The sequence below is a fragment of the Kitasatospora sp. NPDC059817 genome (assembly GCF_042731835.1).
In the GTDB taxonomy this organism is placed as follows: domain Bacteria; phylum Actinomycetota; class Actinomycetes; order Streptomycetales; family Streptomycetaceae; genus Kitasatospora.
The window spans coordinates 9,542-29,329 of the sequence record NZ_JBHWIR010000068.1; the positions used below are offsets into that span (position 1 = coordinate 9,542).

16 protein-coding genes, 1 tRNA gene and 1 pseudogene are annotated in these 19,788 nt (G+C 74.0%); 4 read left to right on the plus strand and 14 right to left on the minus strand.

From position 1 onward, the window contains the following. Nucleotides 1-522: pseudogene (locus ACFV61_RS16975) on the minus strand (arginine--tRNA ligase); the annotation flags it as partial. Nucleotides 523-606: 84 nt separating this feature from the next. Beyond that, a complete protein-coding gene (locus tag ACFV61_RS16980; protein WP_063347820.1) occupies nt 607-1,026 on the minus strand; it encodes a PleD family two-component system response regulator in 420 nt (139 codons plus the stop codon). 197 nt (nt 1,027-1,223) lie between these two features. Between ACFV61_RS16980 and ACFV61_RS16985 the strand changes: the two genes are divergently transcribed. Further along, nucleotides 1,224-1,295, plus strand: a tRNA-Arg gene (locus tag ACFV61_RS16985). A 109-nt stretch (nt 1,296-1,404) separates the two neighbouring features. Here the strand turns inward: ACFV61_RS16985 and ACFV61_RS16990 are convergent. The 4 genes from ACFV61_RS16990 to ACFV61_RS17005 all read right to left on the minus strand — a co-directional run bounded on the left by ACFV61_RS16990 (nt 1,405) and on the right by ACFV61_RS17005 (nt 6,973). Next, a complete protein-coding gene (locus ACFV61_RS16990; protein WP_380492363.1) occupies nt 1,405-2,445 on the minus strand; it encodes a trypsin-like serine peptidase in 1,041 nt (346 codons plus the stop codon). Nucleotides 2,446-2,561: 116 nt separating this feature from the next. Continuing rightward, nucleotides 2,562-3,479, minus strand: coding sequence for a carbohydrate kinase family protein (locus tag ACFV61_RS16995; RefSeq protein ID WP_380492365.1), 918 nt, complete (start codon nt 3,477-3,479; stop codon nt 2,562-2,564). 81 nt (nt 3,480-3,560) lie between these two features. Beyond that, nucleotides 3,561-5,003 (minus strand): MFS transporter, encoded by a 1,443-nt coding sequence (locus ACFV61_RS17000; RefSeq protein ID WP_380492391.1) that lies wholly within the window; start codon nt 5,001-5,003, stop codon nt 3,561-3,563. A gap of 263 nt (nt 5,004-5,266) precedes the next feature. Then, nucleotides 5,267-6,973: a DUF885 domain-containing protein gene (locus tag ACFV61_RS17005; protein WP_380492367.1), complete on the minus strand. Its 1,707-nt coding sequence runs from the start codon at nt 6,971-6,973 to the stop codon at nt 5,267-5,269. Between the two features lie 162 nt (nt 6,974-7,135). Here ACFV61_RS17005 and ACFV61_RS17010 point away from each other — a divergent pair, with 162 nt between their 5' ends. Then, on the plus strand, nt 7,136-7,891 hold the full coding sequence (locus ACFV61_RS17010; RefSeq protein WP_380492369.1) for a TetR/AcrR family transcriptional regulator: 756 nt from the start codon (nt 7,136-7,138) through the stop codon (nt 7,889-7,891). 51 nt (nt 7,892-7,942) lie between these two features. Here the strand turns inward: ACFV61_RS17010 and ACFV61_RS17015 are convergent, their stop codons facing one another. From ACFV61_RS17015 to ACFV61_RS17050, 8 genes are all read right to left on the minus strand, one after another. After that, nucleotides 7,943-8,794 (minus strand): fumarylacetoacetate hydrolase family protein, encoded by an 852-nt coding sequence (locus ACFV61_RS17015; RefSeq protein ID WP_363371865.1) that lies wholly within the window; start codon nt 8,792-8,794, stop codon nt 7,943-7,945. Nucleotides 8,795-9,001: 207 nt separating this feature from the next. After that, on the minus strand, nt 9,002-10,210 hold the full coding sequence (locus ACFV61_RS17020; protein WP_380336778.1) for a serine/threonine-protein kinase: 1,209 nt from the start codon (nt 10,208-10,210) through the stop codon (nt 9,002-9,004). A 98-nt stretch (nt 10,211-10,308) separates the two neighbouring features. After that, complete coding sequence (locus tag ACFV61_RS17025) at nt 10,309-11,292, minus strand: ABC transporter substrate-binding protein (protein WP_380492371.1); 984 nt, start codon at nt 11,290-11,292, stop codon at nt 10,309-10,311. 92 nt (nt 11,293-11,384) lie between these two features. Beyond that, nucleotides 11,385-12,176, minus strand: coding sequence for an amino acid ABC transporter ATP-binding protein (locus ACFV61_RS17030; protein ID WP_380492373.1), 792 nt, complete (start codon nt 12,174-12,176; stop codon nt 11,385-11,387). Continuing rightward, nucleotides 12,173-13,258 (minus strand): amino acid ABC transporter permease, encoded by a 1,086-nt coding sequence (locus ACFV61_RS17035; RefSeq protein ID WP_079135627.1) that lies wholly within the window; start codon nt 13,256-13,258, stop codon nt 12,173-12,175. The genes ACFV61_RS17030 and ACFV61_RS17035 overlap by 4 nt, the downstream gene beginning before the upstream one ends. A 28-nt stretch (nt 13,259-13,286) precedes the next feature. Beyond that, nucleotides 13,287-14,237 (minus strand): ABC transporter substrate-binding protein, encoded by a 951-nt coding sequence (locus ACFV61_RS17040; protein WP_063347827.1) that lies wholly within the window; start codon nt 14,235-14,237, stop codon nt 13,287-13,289. A gap of 10 nt (nt 14,238-14,247) precedes the next feature. Next, on the minus strand, nt 14,248-14,760 hold the full coding sequence (locus tag ACFV61_RS17045) for a GNAT family N-acetyltransferase (RefSeq protein ID WP_380492375.1): 513 nt from the start codon (nt 14,758-14,760) through the stop codon (nt 14,248-14,250). Further along, the gene (locus tag ACFV61_RS17050) at nt 14,757-15,917 is read right to left on the minus strand and encodes an LLM class flavin-dependent oxidoreductase (protein ID WP_380492377.1); all 1,161 of its coding nucleotides are present in this window, start codon (nt 15,915-15,917) and stop codon (nt 14,757-14,759) included. The genes ACFV61_RS17045 and ACFV61_RS17050 overlap by 4 nt, the downstream gene beginning before the upstream one ends. Before the next feature lie 664 nt (nt 15,918-16,581). Here ACFV61_RS17050 and ACFV61_RS17055 point away from each other — a divergent pair. Next, on the plus strand, nt 16,582-17,565 hold the full coding sequence (locus ACFV61_RS17055; protein ID WP_380492379.1) for an amino acid ABC transporter permease: 984 nt from the start codon (nt 16,582-16,584) through the stop codon (nt 17,563-17,565). A gap of 73 nt (nt 17,566-17,638) precedes the next feature. Beyond that, nucleotides 17,639-19,690: an FAD/NAD(P)-binding protein gene (locus ACFV61_RS17060; RefSeq protein WP_380492381.1), complete on the plus strand. Its 2,052-nt coding sequence runs from the start codon at nt 17,639-17,641 to the stop codon at nt 19,688-19,690. Nucleotides 19,691-19,788: the final 98 nt, after the last annotated feature.

Genomic DNA, 19,788 nt, shown 5'->3' on the forward strand with positions numbered 1-19,788 from the left:
TACATCCGCCCCCGGGCCTAATTCGTGTTTATCGACGGTGTCGCCGGGGCCGCCGGCCGCCCCCCCCCCCCCCCCCCCCCCCCCCCCCCCCGCGGCCCAGCGGACGCCGCCGATGTGGATCGGGCCGGTCGGGTTGGCGGAGACGAACTCCAGGTTGATCTTCAGGCCCTTGAGCGCCCCGTTGCGTCCGTAGGCCTCGCCCGTCTCGACGATGGTGCGCGCCAGCGCGCCCTGGGTCGCGGCGTCCATGGTGATGTTCAGGAAGCCCGGCCCGGCGATGTCGACCTTGGCGACGCCGGTGATCCCTCGCAGGCGGTCGGCCAGCAGTTCCGCCACGGCTCGCGGCGGGCGGCCGGCCGCCTTGGCGAGCTGGAGGGCCACGTTGATCGCGTAGTCGCCGTGGTCCCTGTTCTTGGGTCGCTCGACCGTCACGTGCTCGGGCACGGCGACGGTCAGCTCGCCCGCCTCGACGGCGGCGCTCACTGCGGCCTGGACTGCCTGGGAAAGCTCTGCGGGTGTCACGACGCCAAGCGTAGGCGAGACGGGGTACCCGCCCGCCACCCGGTTTGCCGGTCGGGACGCCCGCGGGCGCTCCCGTCAGCGGTGTCAGCCTCGATCCGTCCGCTCTGTTCGCTCAGGGCGAAACCCGCTCGGCTGTCCGCCCAGGGTCATCAGCCGCCGCACCAGCGCCACCAGATCGGCCGGGTCGAAGGGCTTGCCGAGGTAGCCGTCCACCCCGACGGCCTCCCCCAGGTCCAGATCGGCCGGGGTGCAGGCGCTCACGATCGCGATCGGCAGCCGGCTGGTCCCCGGGGTCGCGCGCAGCCGGGCCGCCGTCCGCAGGCCGTCCAGGCGCGGCATCATCACGTCCAGCGTCACCACGTCCGGCTTCACCCGGCGGACCACCTCCAGGCACTCGGCGCCGTCGGCGGCGGTCACCACCTCGAAGCCCTCAAGCTCCAGGTTGACCCTGATCAGCTGGCGGATCACCTCGCTGTCGTCCACCACGAGGACCCGCCCGGACACTCCCGACACCTCACCGAGGGTATCGGCGCCCCCGCCGCCCCGTCCGGCCTTTGGGCACTTCCACCGCCCCCGCCGCCCGCCGCCGACGCACCCCGCACCCGCTCCCGCTCCCCCGCCGCAAACCCGTGCACGGACCACGCCCGGAGCCTGGTAGTGTTCTTCACGTCGGAGGCCGAAACGCCGACGACATCGAGCAGGCCCCCGTAGCTCAGGGGATAGAGCACCGCCCTCCGGAGGCGGGTGCGTAGGTTCGAATCCTACCGGGGGCACTTCGCAAGAAGTGCAACTGAGGCCCAGATCAGTGGAGTTGATCCACGGATCTGGGCCTTCGTCATGTCCGGGCCCGGTCGGCGGCGCGCGCTGCGGGCCCGGCCGGGCTCAGGACGAGGTGCCCTCGACCTGGGAGACCAGCCCGGCGATGGTGTGGTCGAAGTAGGCGCTGTAGGACGCGTCGTCGCTGTCGCCGCCCTGCTGGTAGCCGCCGATGGCGCCGACCACGTCGCCGGTGGCGACGTTGATCCAGGGGCCGCCGCTGGTGCCGGACGGGTAGGCGGGGCAGTCGATGACGCGCTGGTAGGTGCTCTGCCGGCCGGTGGTGTTGGTGCACAGGAGGGGCTCCTCGGCGTCGCCGGGGTAGCCGTAGAGGCGGACGGTGGCGCCGAAGGGCTCGTCGGCGCCGAGCCGGTTGCCGCCGACCACGTCCTCGACGTTGCGGCCGTTGTTCGGGGCCGTCTCCAGGATGGCGAAGTCCTCGTCCTGGTCGCCCTTCTGGGACCAGCCGGTGGTGGTGTGGACCGCGGTGACCTGCCAGCTGCCGTACGGGGCGGAGCCGTCCCGGTAGCCGGGGACGAAGGTGACGCCGCCGGCGCTGCCGAGGCAGTGCGCGGCGGTCAGCAGCAGGTTGCCGCCGGGGCTGTGCAGCACGCTGGCGGTGCAGAAGTGGTTGCCGGCCGCCGCGGCGCCGCTGAACAGCGCGCCCACGGTGGCCGCTTCGGGGGTGGCGGCGGCGGTGGCGGTGGTGCCGAGGACGACGCCGCGGGTGTCGGGGGTGGCCCGCGCGGAGGGCGTCGGGGTGGCCGCCGGGGTGCTGCCCGGGTCGGCGCTCGCGCCGGCGCCCGCACTGTCGGTCGGGCCGCCCGTCGGGCCGTCCGTCGGGGCGGCGGAGGGGCTGTCGGTCGGAGCGGGGGCGTCGACCGGTGCGGGTGCGGCGGGCGCCTCGGACGCGGGCGCGGTCGCGGCCGGCGCGACGGCGGCCCGGGAGCTGCGGGCCGCCTTCCCGGCGGCCGTCGCGTCGGACAGGCTCAGCCCGTGCGTGCCGGTGACCACGGCGGCCACCACCACCGCCGAGAGCGCGGTGAACAGGGTCGGCCCCAGAAGGCTGCGGCGGCGGCGCGACGTCGGGCGGCTGTGCTGACCCATGTCTGTCTCTCCTGCCAGTGATCGACGGCTTCCCGGGGGCTGCGTGCGATCAACGACTATGCCGCTTCAGCCTGGAAAGGTCGTTACCGGTGGCTGGGATATCCATGAGAAAAAGCTCACCCGTCGGCGCGTAAGCGGTCCAGCGCGCTCCCCAGTTCCTCGGCCCCGATGAAGGCGGTGTGCGTCCCGGCGACGGTGCAGGTGAAGGCACCGGCGACCGAGCCGGCCCGGGCGCACTCCAGCGGCGGGCGGCCCCGGAACCAGGAGGCGAGGAAGCCCGCGACGAAGGCGTCCCCGGCGCCGTTGGTGTCCACCACCGGGCGGCCCGGGTCGACGGCCGGCAGGTGGTGCACCTCGTCGTCGTCGCGGGTGAGCAGGTAGCAGCCGTCGGCGCCCGCGGTGGCGGTGACGACACCAGCGCGGCCCTCGGCGAGGATCGCGCGCATCACCTGCTCGTGCCGGCCGCGGCAGCCGGCCACCGAGAGGAACACCAGGTCCGAGCCGAGCGCGTAGTCGCGGTGGTGCGGGTTGCTGCCGTCCCAGTCGTGCAGGTCGGTGGAGGTGGTGCGGCCGAGCCGGTGGAGGTCGGCGTACATGTCCCGGTTGACGCCGGTGATGGAGAGGTGGACGTGCCGGCTGCGCCGCGCGTACGGCAGGTAGAACTCGGGCGGCAGCCGCAGGTCGGCGGGGTGGCGGCCGTCGAAGAAGGAGAACCGGCGGCCGGCGGCGTCCACCAGGTTGACCCCGCGCGGGGTGCCGTGCGGGCTCACCAGGTGCGCGAAGTGCAGGCCGTGGCGCTCGTAGGAGGCGCGGACCAGGGCGCCCTGCGGGTCGTCGCCGAGGAAGTCGAGGAAGGCGGTGCGCAGGCCGAGGCGGTGGGCGCCGAGGGCGACGCCGTTGCCGGTGTGGCCGACGTAGTCGCGGACGGGTCCGACGAACAGCGAGTCGCCGGGCGGGACCTCCAGCCGGTCCACCCGGACGATGGTGTCGACGCCGGAGCCGCCGACGACGAGCAGGTCGAACTCGGGCAGCACGACGGCGCCTCCTTGGTCCCTGGACGGTGGCCAGGAGTCAAGCAGGCGCCGGAGGTTGACTGCAAGGTCTTGCTGAAAATTTCAGGGTTCTCGTCGGGGCTCTGCCGGGACGGCCGGGTGGGCCCCCGCCTGCACCTCGACCGGGGCGACGGTCGTCACGGCGGGCGCCGGCCGGTGGTCGATCACCCGGAAGGCGATCAGCGCGGCCAGCAGCAGGACGCCCGTCGACACCCAGTTCGCGACCACGTAGCCGTGCACCGTGGCCTGGGCCCGCACCGCCGGCGACGAGGCGATCCGGGTCGCCAGGAACGACGCGGTGGCACTGGCCGCGACCGTGTTCAGCAGCGCCGTGCCGAACGAACCACCCACCTGCTGGGCCGAGTTGATGGTGGCCGAGGCCGCGCCCGCCTCGCGCGGGGAGACCCCGAGGGTGGCCAGGTTCATCGACGGCATGAAGACCAGGCCCATGCCGGAGCCGAGCAGCAGCTCGGCGGGCAGCACCGTGCCGGCCCACGGGCTGTCCACCGTCATCCGGGTCAGCCAGGCCATGCCGGCCGCGGCGAGCAGCAGCCCGGGGCAGACCAGGTTCCGGGTCGGCACCCTGGTCATCAGCCGGGCCGCGAAGCCGGTCGAGCTGAGCACGATGGCGGCCGTCATGGGCAGGAAGGAGACGCCCGACAGCACCGGCGAGAAGTGCTTGATGACCTGGAGGTAGTAGGTGAGGAAGAGGAACAGGCCGAACATGCCGATCATGGCCAGGCCGACCGAGAGGGCGGCGCCGCCGCGGTTGCGGTCGGCGACGATGTGCAGCGGCAGCAGCGGGTGCGCGGTGCGCCTCTCGACCAGGACGAACACCGCGAGCAGCGCCAGGCCGAGGGCCAGCGAGCCGAGCACCAGCCCGTCGCCCCAGGTCCGGGTGACGGCCTCGGAGGTGCCGAAGACGATCGCCAGCAGGCCGCCGCAGCCGAGCAGCGCGCCGGGCAGGTCGAGCCGGACCCGGCGCCCCCTGGCGGCGTGGTCGCGCTCCAGGAGGCCGGTGGCCGCGAGGGCCGCGGCGGCGGCGATCGGGACGTTGACGAACAGGCACCAGCGCCAGTCCAGGTACTCGGTCAGCAGCCCGCCCAGGATCAGGCCGAGGGCGGAGCCGCCGGCGGCGATCGCGCCGAAGACGCCGAAGGCCGTACTGCGCTCCTTGGGGTCCGTGAAGGTGGTGGAGAGCAGCCCCAGGGCCGAGGGGGCGAGCAGGGCGCTGAACCCGCCCTGGAGGGCGCGGGCGCCGAAGAGCATGGCCGGGCCGTCCGCCGAGCCGCCGAGGGCGGAGGCGGCGGCGAAACCCAGCAGGCCGACGGTGAAGACGCGTTTGCGGCCGAAGAGGTCGCCCAGCCGTCCGCCGAGCAGCAGCAGGCCGCCGAAGGCGAGCGTGTAGGCGGTGATCACCCACTGCCGGTCGGCGTCGGAGATGCCCAGGTCCCGCTGGGCCGACGGCAGCGCGATGTTCACGATGGTGACGTCGAGGACGATCATGAGCTGGGCGACGGCGATGACCGCCAGCGCCCACCAGCGGCGGCTGTCCGCGTTCTCATGACCGGTGGCGGTTCGCGCAGACACTGGTCAGCCTTCCGGAGGGGTACGGAGGGGTCACGCAGTCGGGGAAGTCACGCAGTCGCCTTCAAGCGAAGCTCCCGCACGGACGGATGGCAAGGAAAAACCTCACCAAATCGACCTTTTCGGGCCAAAGGGCCAGCGGCCCCGGGACTCGCGGACGAGACCCGGGGCCGGCGGCCGCCCTACAGTGCGGACAGCTCCTCGACCAGGTCGTCCAGCCCCAGCGAGCCCTGCGAGAGCGCCGCCATGTGCCAGGCCTTGAGGTCGAACTCCTCGCCGCGCGCCTCGTGCGCCGCCCGCGCCGCCGCCCGGCCGCGCAGCCAGGCGCGCTCGCCCAGCTTGTAGCCGATCGCCTGGCCGGGCATGCCCAGGTAGCGGACCAGCTCGCTGTCCAGGTAGTCGGGGGTCAGGCCGCAGTATCGGCCGAAGAACTCCCGGGCCGCCTCCGGGCTGACCGGCTCGCCCGGCAGGTACGGGGAGTCGGCCGGGAAGTCCAGGCCCGCGTGCATGCCGATGTCGACGATCACCCGCAGCGCGCGCATCATCTGCGCGTTGAGGTAGCCGAGGCGGTGGCCCGGGTCGGTGAGGTAGCCGAGCTCGTCCATCAGGCGCTCGGCGTACAGCGCCCAGCCCTCCAGGTTGGCGCTCACCCCGCCCAGGCTGACCTGGTAGGTGGAGAGCCGGTCCGCGACGTAGTTCCACTGCGCGAGCTGCAGGTGGTGGCCCGGGACGCCCTCGTGGTACCAGGTGGAGACCAGGTCCCAGACCGGGAAGCGCTCCCGGCCGAGCGCCGGCAGCCAGGTCCGCCCGGGGCGGCTGAAGTCCAGCGAGGGCGCGCTGTAGTACGGCGCGGCCGCACTGCCGGGCGGGGCGATCCTCGACTCGACCCGGGTGATCGGCTCGGCCAGGTCGAAGTGGGTGCCCTGGAGGTCCCGGACCGCCTGGTCCATCAGCTCCTGGAGGTACACCCGGGTGGCCTCGGCGCCCTCCACGGCCGGGCCGTCCGCCTCCAGCCACTTCATCGCCGCCATCGGGCCGGCGCCGGGGCGGACCTTCTCGGCCTCGGCCTCCATCTGCGCGAGCAGGTCGCGGAACTCGCCCCAGGCCCATGCGTAGGCCTCGTCCAGGTCCAGGTCGGAGCCGGTCCAGAAGCGGACGAAGCGGCGGTAGCGCTCGCGGCCGGTGGTGTCGGAGGTGTCGGCGGCGGCCGGGCCGTAGACGTCGCGCAGCCAGTCGCGCAGGGCGGCCAGCGCCTCCCCGGCGGCCTGCGCGGGCCCGGACAGCTCGGCGCGCAGGCCCTCCGGCGCGCCCTGGACGAACGCGCCGAACCAGCCGCCGGGCACGTCCCCCTCCAGCCACTCGCCGAGCTGCCCGACCACGGTGGCCACCTGGCGCGGGCCGGACAGCAGGCCGCGCTCGATGCCGGCGGCCAGCGTCTCCCGGTACTGCGCCAGCGCGAGCGGCACGCGGGCCAGCCGGCGGCCGACCACCTGCCACTCGGCCTCGGTGTCCGTCCCCATCAGGGTGAAGACGTCCCGGACCTCGTGCACCGGGGAGCCCAGGTTGCGCACCGCGCGGAAGTTCTCCCCGGCCTCGTGGACGGCGAGGGAGGCGGTCAGCCGCTCGCGCAGCAGGCGGGCGCAGCGGCGCTCCGCCTCGTCCTGCGCGGCGTCGGAGCGTTCGGCCTCGGCGAGGGCCGCCAGGGTGCGGCGGCCGAGGTCGGCGATCGCCTCGGCGCCGGCCGGCGAGAGGTCGGGCAGCCGGTCGTCCTCGGGGCTGAACCCCAGGTAGACCGCGGTCAGCGGGTCGAGTTCGGCCAGGGCCCGGACGTAACCGTCGGCGACGCGGCGCGGGGTGGTGGCGTCGGAGGTGATCAGTTCTTCAACCATTCGGACATCATGGCGTGGCGGGGGCCGATTGCAAGCCTTTACCGGGCGATCGGTGACATGCACCGGCCGACCGCCGCCGGGCGGACCCACGCAAACACACGTTCGGGAAACCGCCGCGCGCGACAGGATCCGATCGGGCCCACGCCCATTACGCTGACCGCCATGGAAGCCCGCCCCGCCACGGCAACCGACCAGGTGCCCGCCCCGGCCGCACCCGGCCCCCGCCCGCGCCGCACCGGCTACCGGCGGCTGCCGGTGCAGCAGCGCCGCGAACAGCTGATCGCGGTCGCCCTGGAACTGTTCGCCGCCCGGCCGCCCGAGGAGGTGGGCCTGGACGACGTCGCCGAGGCCGCCGGGGCCTCCCGCCCGCTGGTCTACCGCTACTTCGCGGGCGGCAAGCAGCAGTTGTACGAGGCCGCGCTGCGCAGCGCTGCCGACGAGCTGACCAGCCGCTTCACCGTCCCGCTGGCCGGGACCCCGTCCGAGCAGCTGGCGGCCGTCCTGGACGGCTACTTCGCCTTCGTGGCCGAGCACGACGCCGGCTACTCGGCGTTGCTGCGCGGCGGTTCGGTGGTGGAGACGGCCCGCACCTCGGCGATCGTCGACGACGTCCGGCGGGCGGCGCTCAAGCGGACCCTGCGGCACCTCGGCGTGCGGGAGGCCGGGCCCCGGCTGACACTGCTGGTGCGCTCGTGGATCGCGGTGGTCGAGGGCGCGTCGCTGACCTGGCTGGACGAGGGGCGCACGCTGCCGGTGGGCGAGCTGCGCGACTGGCTGGTGGACCAGTTCACGGCGATGGCGGCGGCGACCGCGCTGCACGACCCGCAGACCGCGCAGGTGCTGGCCGTGCTGCTCGCGCTGGAGGGGCCGCAGGCGTCGCGGGCCGAGCGGCTGCGCCAGGTGCTGGCGGCCCGGTGACCCGACCCCCGTGCCCGGGGTCGGGGCGGCCGGTGCCGCGCCGGCAGGGCGTTACGCCTTGCCGAGCACCTGCCGCTGGCGGCCGAGGCCCTCGATCTCGATCTCGACGATGTCGCCCGGGGCCAGGAACGGCGTGCCGGGGTGGCCCAGGGTGACGCCGGCCGGGGTGCCGGTGACGATCACGTCGCCCGGCTCCAGGACCATGAACTGGCTGACGTAGCGGACTAGTTCGAGCACCGGGAAGATCATCTTGCCGGTGTTGCCGTCCTGCCGCAGGCCGCCGTTGACCCACAGCCGCAGCGGCAGCTGCTGCGGGTCGGCCACCTCGTCCGCGGTGACCAGCCAGGGCCCCAGCGGGGTGAAGGTCTCCGCCGACTTGCCCTTGTCCCACTGGCCGCCGCGCTCGAACTGGAAGGCCCGTTCGGTGACGTCGTTGGCGATCGTGTAGCCGGCGATCACCGCCGCGGCCTCCTCGTGCCCGGCCAGGTAGCGGGCGGTGCGGCCGATCACGACGGCCAGCTCGGCCTCGTAGTCGGTCTTCTCGCCGCCACGCGGCACCAGCACCTCGTCGTACGGGCCGACCACGGTGCAGCTCGGCTTGAGGAAGATCACCGGCTCGTCCGGGGGCGCGACCCCGGCCTCGGCGGCGTGGTCGCGGTAGTTGAGCCCGATGCCGACCACCTTGCCCGGGCGGGCGACCGGCGCGCCCACCCGCTGCCCGGCGAGGTCCACCCGGGGCAGCGCCCCGGCGGCCACGTCCCGCGCCAGGGCGGCGGCGTCCAGCCCGGCCAGGAAGGCCCCGTCAATGTCCCGGGCACGCCCGGAGAGGTCGTACCCGATGCCGTCCTGGCCCAGCACGACCGGGCGCTCGGCGCCCGGGGGTCCGACGCGGAGGAGCTTCATCGATCCGTCACCAGCCTTTTCGTCGCAGCTCACCGGGGCGGCCGAAGACACCGCACCCGACTCTGGCAACGAGGTATATCAACGCCACCGGCCGTGAACCAGACCGTCCCGGTGGGCGGATTCCTCTCAATTCCCACAGTCGCCGCAGACGCCGAATCAGCGGCCCGCACGGTTGACAGCCTCCCGCCCGTACGGCGCCGAGGGCCCTCAGCCGCCCTGCGGACCGCCGCCGATCAGGCCGGCCAGGCTCAGCGCCCGCGGCCGGCCCGGCCCGCTCCGGGCGGCCTCCCGGTGCCAGCGGTCGAGGTCGCGCAGCGCGTCGGCCCGGACGTCCGGTTCGGCGGCCGGCTCCGCGGCCAACTCGCGCAGCAGCGCGACGGCGGCGCCCGGGCTGCCGTCCTGGGCCAGCCACAGGGCCAGGTCGTGGCAAGTGCGCAGGGTGCGCGGGTCGGCCGGGCCGCAGATCCGGGCGAGGTCGGGGATGAGCGCGGTGAGCATCTCGACGGCCTCCCCGGGGGCGCCCTGCGCGCCGCGTAGCCAGGCCTGGTCGGCCCGGCGGCGCAGCTGCTCCGGGCTGGGGTCGTCCGGGCGGAGCACCCCGGGCCGGATCCGGCGCAGCCGTTCCAGCACCTCGGCGGCGGTGGCCGGCCGGTCCGCGGGCCGTTTGGCGAGCAGCCCGGCGACCAGGTCGGCCAGCGCCGGATCGGTGCTGCGCACCCGGGGCGGGGTCTCCTCCAGGTGCTTGTACATGTACTCGGCGGCCGAGGAGGCGCGGAACGGGCGCCGCCCGGTGCAGAGTTCGTACAGCATGACGCCGAGCGCGTAGAGGTCGGCCCGGCCGTCCACGGCGGCGCCGGACCAGCACTCGGGCGCCAGGTACGGGACGGTGCCGACCACGCTGCCGGTGGAGGTGAGCACCGCGGACTGGGTGAGCAGCCGGGCGATGCCGAAGTCCAGCACCTTGGCCTTGCCGCCCGCGTCGACCATCACGTTCTCGGGCTTGATGTCGCGGTGGACGACGCCCGAGCGGTGCGCGGCGTCCAGCGCCTTGCAGACCTGGCGCATCCACTTCAGCGCGGCCTCCTGGTCCGGGACGCCGTCCTTGAGGATGTCGGACAGGGCCCGGCCGCGGACCAGTTCCAGCACCAGGTAGTGGGTCCCCCCGGTGGCGGTCGCGACCAGGCCGTAGTCGTACACGGTCACGATGTGCGGATTGGAGAGGCCGCCGGCCGTGCGGGCCTCGCGGACGAACCGCCCGACGGCCTCCCGGTCGGCGGCGTGCTCCGCCAGCAGCAGCTTGACCGCGACCTCGCGGTCGAGCCGCTGGTCGGTCGCCTTCCAGACCACCCCGAAGCCGCCCCTGCCCAGCCACTCGTCCAGCCGGTACCGGCCGTCGAGCACCTCCCCCTGCTGCATGTCCTCCCCCAAGTCCGCCGTGTCCGGGCGGTGTTCGCCGTCGGATCGGAGGGGTCACCATAGCGGCGGGGGGCGGCGAACGGGTGAACGGACGGGCCCTACGGCTTGGGCAGCCCGGGCGGGTTGACCTCGGAGGTCGGCACCGCCTCGTTGTCCAGGCCCCAGCGCTTGAGCACCTGGCTGTAACTGCCGTTCCTGATCACCTCGTTCAGCGCCCCGTTGAGCGCCTGGACCAGCCCGTTGCCCTTGCGGGTGGTCGCGGCGATCTTGCCGAGGACGTCCGCGCCGCCGCCCGAGTAGGTGCCGACGATCTCGGTCTCGCCGGTCTGCGCGACGTGGAAGGCCAGGTTGGGATTGGGGCCGACGTAGGCGTCGATCCGGCCGGAGGAGAGCGCCAGGTAGAACTCGGCGCCCTGGAAGTACTTGATGTCGATCGGCTTGAGGCCGTTCCTGGTGTTCTCCTCGCTCCAGGAGATCAGCAGCTTCTCCTGGTTGGTGCCGGAGGAGACGCCCACCGACCTGCCCGCCAGGTCCTTGGCGCCGGTGACCTTGAGGCCGCTGCCCTTCCTGGCCTCGAAGCCGAGGACGTCCAGCCGGTAGGTGGCGAAGTCGTACTTCTCCTTGCGCGCCTCGGTGACGGTGATGTTGGAGAGGCCGACGTCGTACTTGCCGCTGTCCAGGCCGACGAAGATGTTCTCCCAGGAGACCGGGTTGAAATCGACCTTGAGGCCGAGCACGTTGCCGACCAGGGCGGCGATGTCCGGCTCGACGCCGATGATGGTCCTGTCGTCGTTGGCGTAGAAGTCCAGCGGCGGGGTGGTGCCGAGGGAGTCGACGACGGCCAGGGTCCCTCTCCTCCTGATCTCCTCCGGGACGAGCGCCGCGATCGCGTCGACCTTGGCCGTGGTCACCCGGTTCTGGTCGGCCGTCAGGTTCACCACGGCGCCGTTCGGCGCGGTGCTGCCCTTGGCCGGGGCGAGTTCCGCCGTGGCTCCCGAGGACGCGCCGCCGCAGGCGGTCAGGGCGAGGGCGGCGGCGAGCGCGCCGGCGGCGGTCGCGAGGGCGCGACGGGGTAGGGGCATGGCGGAACTCCTGCTCGGTGAAGGGGGTTTCGGTGCGGCGGGAAGGACTGGAGGCCCTCGGTTCAGGGCACCTCGGCTCAGAGCACCTCGGCTCAGAGCACCTTGGCGAGGAAGGCCCGGGTGCGTTCGTGCCGGGGGCGGTCCAGGACTTCGGCCGGCGGGCCCTGCTCGACCACCACGCCGCCGTCCATGAAGACGACGGTGTCGGCGACCTCGCGGGCGAAGCCGATCTCGTGGGTGACCACGACCATGGTGGTGCCGGTCCGGGCGAGGTCCTTGATGACGTCCAGCACCTCGCCGACCAGCTCCGGGTCGAGCGCCGAGGTGGGCTCGTCGAACAGCAGCACCTTCGGCTCCAGGGCCAGCGCCCGGGCGATCGCCACCCGCTGCTGCTGGCCGCCGGAGAGCTGCCGGGGGTACGCGGCGGCCTTGTCCGCCAGCCCGACCCGCTCCAGCAGCGCCAACGCCGTCGCCCTGGCCTCGGCCCGGGGGCGGCGCAGCGCGGCGATCGGCGCCTCGACCAGGTTCTCCAGCACGGTGAGGTGCGGGAACAGGTTGAAGTTCTGGAACACGAAGCCGATGTGGGTGCGCTGGCGCAGCACCTCGCGCTCCTTGAGCTCGTACAGCCGGTCGCCGGAGCGCCGGTAGCCGATCAGCTCGCCGTCGATGGCGACGTAGCCGCCGTCGAGCTTCTCCAGGTGGTTGATCGCGCGCAGCAGCGTGGACTTGCCGGAGCCGGACGGGCCGAGCACCACGGTGACCGAGCCGGCCGGGACGTCCAGATCGAGGCCGCGCAGCACCTCCAGTGGCCCGAAGCTCTTGTGCAGGCCGCGGACCTGCACCATCGGTGCGGCCGCCGGTTCGGTCTTGGTGAGCGTGGTCATCGACGTCCTCCGGTGGTGCGGGCGGTCGCTGCGCGGGTGGTCGGCGTGCGGGTGGTCGGCGTGCGGGCGGGCAGGCTCCGGACGAAGGCCCGGGCGCGCTGGAGCGGGGTGGGCGGCGGGGTGCGCTGCGCGCCGCGGGCGAAGTAGCGCTCGACGTAGTACTGGCCGATGGACAGCACCGTGGTCAGCAGCACGTACCAGACGGTGGCGACCATCAGCAGCGGCACCACCCGGCCGGTCCGGCCGTAGACCACCTGGGCCTGGTAGAAGAGCTCGCCGATGGCCATCACGTAGACCACCGAGGTGCCCTTGAGCAGCGAGATCACCTCGTTGGCGGCGGCCGGCAGGATGCCGCGCATCGCCTGCGGCAGCACGATCCGCCAGCTCTGGCGCCAGCGCGGGATGCCGAGCGCGGTGGCGGCCTCCCGCTGGCCGACGTCCACCGCGATGACGCCGCCGCGGATGATCTCGGCGGCGAACGCGGCCTGGTGCAGCCCGAGGCCGAGCACGGCGGCGCCGAGCGCGCTCAGCACGCCGACCGTCTCGAAGTCCCCGAAGGTCGGGCCGAACGGGATGCCGATCCCGAACCGCTTGTAGAGGTACGACAGGTTGAACCAGAACACCAGCTGGACGATCAGCGGGATCGAGCGGAACACCCACACGTACGCCCAGGCGATGGACTGGAGGATCGCGCTGCGGGACAGCCGCATCGCGGCCACCACGGCGCCCAGCAGGAAGCCCAGCCCGGTGCCGTAGACGGTGAGTTCGAGGGTGCGGCCGACCGCCTGGACGATCGTGTCGGCGGTGAAGTAGAGCCGGAAGGTGGCCCAGTCCCAGCCGGGGTTGGTGGCCAGGCCGTGGGCGAACTGGGCGAGCACGACGAGGGCGGCGACCCCGATCCCCCAGCGCCAGGGGTGCCGGGCGGGGACGGCCCGCAGAGCGGCCAGTTCGTCGAGGTCCAGGCGGGGGCCGGAGCCCGGACCGGGATCGGGTCCGGTCGCCGGTGCCCGCTCGGCCCGAGCCGGGGTCGGGGCCTGGGCCTGGGCTTGGGCTTGGGACGTCGCGGTGGTGCTGGCGGTCATCGGGAGGCTCCTTCGGCAGACCCGGGGATCACTGGTGTTCGGGCGGGCTGATCAGGGACTCCTTGATCGCCGATTCGGCGACCCCCCACTTCCTGAGGATCCGCTCGTACGTCCCGTCCTTGATCAGCTGGTTGACCGCCGCCTGGAAGGCCGGGGTGAGCTTCGAGCCCTTCTTGAACGCGAAGCCGACGTCCAGCCGGTGGAACTCGCCGAGGAAGCGCGTCCCGGAGGCCTCCTGCGCGGCCTGGTAGCGCAGGCCGTTGATGGTGGACATCAGGACGTCGACCCGGCCCTGCTGGAGGCCGGTGAGCACGGCCCCGGGGTCGCTGAACGCCTTGACCTCGTACGGCTTCTTCCCGGCGTCGGTGCAGGCGGTGCGCTTCGCGTTCAGCGTGGTCTCGAAGGTGGTGCCGGCGCCGGTGCCGATGGTCAGCCCGCAGAGCTGGAGCAGGTCGGTGACCGGCTGGACGGCCTGGTTGTCCTTGCGGACCGCGAAGCCCTGGCCGTCGTCGATGTAGGTGACGAAGTCGATGGTCTTCAACCGGGCCGTGGTGACCCCGAAGTTGCCGGTGCCGACGTCGAACTTGCCGCTGTCCAGGGCGGGCAGGATGGTCTCGAAGGCGGCCTCCTGGCGCTGCACGGTCAGCCCGAGCAGCCTGGCCACCGCATCGGTGAAGTCCACGTCGATCCCGGCCGGCTTCTTGGTGGCCTGGTCGGCGTAGAAGGCGGTGGGCGGCGAGCCGAAGGACGCGCCGAAGGTCAGCGTGCCGGCCTTGCGGACCTCCTCGGGCAGCAGCGCGGCGGCCGCGTCCGACTTCGCGAGGCCGGAGACGACGTCCTGGGAGACGGCGGTGGCGGCGGGCCCGCTCGCCCCCGCCGGGCCCGCGATCTTCGGGTCCGAGCCGCACGCGGCCAGCGCCAGCACCGGCAGCAGGGCGGTGGCCGCGAGCAGGCGGCGGCGGACGGTGGTGCTTCTCACGGGGGGCCTTTCAGGAGGTCGGAGCCAGCACCGGCAGGTGCTTCTCGAAGGGGAGCGGGCCGATGGTCAGGGGATCGGCGGCGACGTCGAACAGCGGGGTGTAGCCGGACGCCAGGTAGAGGCCCCTGGCCTCGGGCTGGCGCGGACCGGTGGTGAGGTAGATCCGGGCGTAGCCGGCGGCGGCCGCCGTCCGCTCCAGCTCGGCCAGCACCCGGCGGGCCAGGCCGCGGCGGCGGTGCGCGGAGTGCGTCCACATCCGCTTCAGCTCGGCGGTGCGCTCGTCGTACCGCTTGTACGCGCCGCCGGCGACGGGCTCGCCGTCCTCCAGCAGGAGCAGCAGGACGCCGTGCGGCTCGGCGAAGGCGTCCCGGGGGTAGCGGGTCATCTCCTGGTGCGCCTCGGGGCCGTAGCGGCTGACGTACTCGTGGGTGAGCTCGCGCAGCAGCGGCTCGACCAGCGGGTCGTCGATGGTGACCCGGCGGAACCCGGCCGCCGGGCCGGCCCCCCGGTCCGGAGCGCTCACGCCTGCACCGCGATCAGCTGGTGCCGGTCCCGCTCGGCACGCTCGGCCGCCGCGGCGGCCTTGGCGGCGTCGCGCTTGGCGACCTCCTCGCGGACGATCGGGATGACGTGGCGGCCGAAGTCGATCGCGTCGTCGAGCAGGTGGTAGCCGCGGGCGGAGAGGATGTCCACGCCGAGGTCGTAGTAGTCGAGCAGCGCCTCGGCGACCGTCTCCGGGGTGCCGACCAGGGCGTTGGAGTTGCCGGCCCCGCCGGTGGCCGCGGCGGTCGGGGTCCACAGCGCGCGGTCGTAGCGCTCGCCGGCCTCGGCGATCTCGATCAGCCGCTGGGAGCCGACGTTTTCGGGTGCTGCGGCGCCGAGCGGGCGGCCCCGGCGGACGAGTTCCCCGGACTCCCGGCGGGCCTTGATCGCGGCCACCGTCCGGTGCGCCTTCTCCCAGGCCAGTTCCTCGGTCGGCGCGATGATCGGCCGGAACGCCACCTGGATCCGCGGCACGTCGGTGCGCCCGGCGGCCCGGGCCGCCTCCTTCACCCGCTCGATCTGCTCGGCGGTGCGGGCCAGCGGCTCGCCCCACAGGCAGTAGACGTCCGCCTCGGCGCCGCCGGCCGCGTAGGCGGCGTCCGAGGAGCCGCCGAAGGAGACCCCGGGGCGCGGCTGCTGGACGGGGAAGACGTCGGAGACGAAGTCGTTGAAGCGGTAGTGGGCGCCCTCGTGGTCGAAGGGCTCCCGGCTGGTCCACGCCTTCTTGACGATGCCGATGTACTCGCGGGTGCGCTCGTAGCGCTCGTCCTTGGACAGGAAGTCGCCCTCGCGCTGCTGCTCGTGGTCGCTGCCGCCGGTGATGAAGTGGACGGTCAGCCGCCCGTCGCTGATCTGGTCCAGGGTCGCGAAGGTCTTGGCGGCGAAGGTCGGGTAGGAGACGTTCGGCCGGTGCGCCAGCAGGATCTGCAGCCGGTCCAGGTGCGAGGCGAGGAAGGCCGCCGCGGCCGCGGGTTCCGGGGAGCCGGCGCCGTACGCGAAGAGCACCCGGTCCCAGCCGTGGTCCTCGTGGGCCCGGGCCAGCCGCAGGGTGTAGTCGCGGTCGAAGGCGGCGGTGGAGCGGGGGGTGGTCTCCGAGCCGTCGCCGGTGGCGGCGATACCGAGGAATTCGACGGGCATGGCGGAACCTTTCGGGGTGAGCGGAGTCCGGTGGACTGCGGGTGGGCAGGCCGGAGCCGGCCGGGGCGGGGCGGCCGTGAACACGGGTGCGCGGCGGCCGCGCCGACGGTGGGGTCGGCGCTCGCGCGGCGGGAGGAGGTGGGAGGCAGGCGTGGACGAGGGAGTACTGCCGGAGTTCAGTGCGCGGTCGTCGGACGGCAGCGTGCGCCTGGGACGCCGTCAGCTGCGGACGGCTGGTCCCGGCCCGCGGCGGGGCAGACCGAGGGAGGGGTCCCCGCGGGAGATCAGAGGGCCGGACGGGCGGCCCGCTGCCGGGTCAGCCGCGACACGCCGCGGACCACACCCGACCGAAGTCGATGTGGTCGCGGGTGACCAGGGGCTGCTCGGCGTACATGGCCTCAAGTTGAACAGCCCGCCAAGTGGTCCGTCAACCACCCATCATTGCCGCTCTGTTGCGATCTCCTGTCGCCCCGCGACCGGTCCGCACCGGGCCCCGGCCAGGGCCCGGACCACCCTTGACAGCCGTCGATCGCGCATGCGTACGATCACGGCGGAGTGCAGTGCACAGCGCCGGCCGTGTTGAGGGACACGGGCCGGTGCGACGGCCGTACGTGACCACACCCGTACCTCCCGCCCGCCCGCACCTCCGCCAGGAGCCGCCGCCATGGCCAGCCCGCAGGACCTCCTCCCCGCCCGCTCCACGCCCACCCCCGCCGCCGCCTCAGCCCCCGACCTCCCCGGCCCACCGCCCGACCCCGGCGCCCGGATCGTCGCCCGCCGCCGGCCCGGGCAGTGGGTCTGCGCCGGGATCGCGCTGCTGCTGACCGCGATGGCCGTCAACTCCGTGGTGCGCAACAAGGCCTTCCAGTGGGACGTGGTCGCCGACTGGTTCACCGCCGGGTCGGTGCTCAACGGCCTCACCCTGACCCTCTGGCTCACCGCCGTCACCCTCGCCCTCGGCTTCGTCCTCGGCACCGGCCTCGCCGTCATGCGGATGTCCGGCAACCCGGTGCTGCGCACCCTGAGTTGGGGCTACATCTGGATCTTCCGCTCCACCCCGCCGCTGGTGCAGCTGCTGTTCTTCTTCAACATCGGCGCGCTCTACCCGACCCTCGGCCTCGGCATCCCGTTCGGCCCCGAGTTCGTCACCGTCAAGACCGTCAACCTGATCGGCCCCACCCTCACCGCCGTCATCGGCCTCACCCTGCTGGAGACCGCGTACGCCGCCGAGGTGATCCGCGGCGGCATCCTGTCCGTCGACCGCGGCCAGCTGGAGGCCGCCTCGGCGCTCGGCCTCGGCCGGTGGCGGGTGCTGCGCCGGATCGTCGTCCCGCAGGCGATGCGCTCGATCGTGCCGACCGCCGGGAACATGCTGATCAGCGCGCTCAAGGGCACCAGCATCGTCAGCGTGCTGGCCGTCTCCGACCTGCTCTACTCGGTACAGCTGGTCTACCTGCAGTCGTACCGGGTCATCCCGATGCTGGTGGTCGCCACCATCTGGTACCTGGTGGTCACCACCCTGCTGTCCGTCGGCCAGTACTACGTCGAGCGCCACTACGCCAAGGGCGCCACCCGGGACGGCCTGCCGCCCACCCCGCTCCAGCGGACCCGGGCCGCCCTGCGACGGCTGCGCGAGGTGGCGGCATGAGCGAGCGGAGCGAGCGAATCATCGAGAGGTGCGTGTTGCGCGAAGCGCCTGCCGAGCGAAGCGAGGTGGCCGCATGAGTGTCCTGGTGATCGTCGGCGCGGGCCCGCGGGGCACCGGGCTGCTGGAACGGATCGCCGCCAACGCGGCCGAACTCCTGCCCGCCGAACGCCCGTTGCACGTCCACCTGGTCGACCCGCACCCGCCCGGCGCGGGCCGGATCTGGCGCCACGACCAGTCCCCGCTGCTGCGGATGAACTCGATGGCCGAGGACGTCACCATGTTCACCGACGAGCGCTCGACCATCGACGGGCCGGTCCGCCCGGGCCCCTCGCTGGCCCAATGGGCGCTCCGGCGGCGGGAGTTCGCGCCCTACCGGGAGGTCGCCGACCCGGCCGTCCGGGCCGAACTGGACACCCTCGCGCCCACCGACTTCCCCACCCGCCGGGCCCATAGCGCCTACCTGGACTGGGCGTTCCGCCGCGCCGTCGCCGACCTGCCGCCGCACGTCACGGTCACCGTGCACCGGGACACCGTCCGGCGGATCGACGGCCCGCCCGACGGCCCGCAGACCGTCCACCTCACCGGCCGGACGCTCACCGCCGACCACGTCGCCCTCACCCTCGGCCACCTCGACTCCACCCCGCACCCCCGGTACGCCGCCGACGCCGACTTCGCCGCCCGGCACGGCCGCTTCCACCTCCCGCCCGCCTACTCCGCCGACGCCGACCTGGACGACATCGCCCCCGGCGAGCACGTCGTGCTGCGCGGCCTCGGCCTGGCCTCCGTCGACCTGGTCGCCCTGCTCACCGAAGGGCGCAGCGGCCGCTTCGAGCCCACCGGGGACGGGCTGCGCTACCGCCCGTCCGGCCGCGAACCGGTGCTGCACCTCGGCTCCCGGCGCGGCGTCCCGTACCACTCCAAGACCGACTACCGACTCCAGGGGCCGCCCGCCCCGCTCCCCCGGTACTTCGACGCGGCCGCCGTGGACGCCGTCCTCGCGACCGGCGGGCCGCTCGAACTCCGGCGCGACTTCTGGCCGTTGATGGCCAAGGAGACCGCCTTCGGGCACTACCACGAGCTGTTCCACGCCCACCCCGAGCGCACCGCGCTGCCCTGGCCGGAGTTCCTGGCCCGGTTCGACCGGCACGACTGGTACTCCCCCGACCTGGCCGCCCTGGTCGCCGAGGCGGTACCCGACCCGGCCGACCGGATCGACTTCGAACGACTCGACCACCCGCTGGCCGGCCTCGAACTCGGCTCCGCCGAGGAACTCCAGCAGCACCTGCGCGCCTACGTCACCGCCGACGCCGACCGCCGCGCCGACCCCGCGCACAGCGCCGACCTCGGCGCCTTCCTCGCCCTGCTCTCGCTGTTCGGCCAGCTCCCGCGCATCCTCGCGACCGGCCGGCTCACCGCCCGCTCGGTCGCCGAAGAGGTGGACGGGTGGTTCTTCGGCTACTTCAGCTACCTCGCCTCCGGCCCGCCCGGCTTCCGGCTGCGCCAGCTGCTCGCCCTGTCCGAGGCCGGGATCGTGCGCTTCCTGGGCGCGGGCGTCCGGGTCGAACGGGACGAGGCCACCGGCACCTGGCGGGCCGGCGGCGACACCGTGCCGGGCCACCGCATCGCCGCCACCGCCCTGGTCGAGGCGTACCTGCCCAAGCACCAGCTGACCCGCACCCTCGACCCGGTGCTGCGCGAACTGCACCGCGCCGGGCGGCTCGTGGAGGAGGTGGTCGCCGACGAGGAGTACACCCACCGCTCCGGCCTGGTCACCATCGCCTCCGGCGACAGCCGACTGCTCGACCCGGCCCTGGGCGGCGCCCCGCACCCGCGGCGCACCGCACTCGGCCCGCACACCAGCCTGCGCGCCGCCGCCGCCTTCGCCCGGCCCCGCACCGACTCCCCGGGATTCCGGCAGAACGACGCCGCCGCCCGCGCGCTGCTGCGGGCGCTGGCCGCGCTCCCGGCCGCCGCCCCGGGGCCCGTCGTCGATCCCCCGCCCGCCCGCCGCCGCCAGGGCACCCGCCTCGCCGCGCGGTCGGCGGTCGCCGCCCCTGCTCCGCCGTGCGGTCAGCGCACCCCGCCACCGCCGCGCCCGCCCTCCGGCCGGACGAGGGGGGCCTGACGGCGGGCCCCGGGAGCGGCCCGGTCGCAGGTTCGTTGCCCGAAGACCCGTTCGACCCCCCTCCCCCCGTCCGTACCCGGATGGAAGGATGGGCCCTC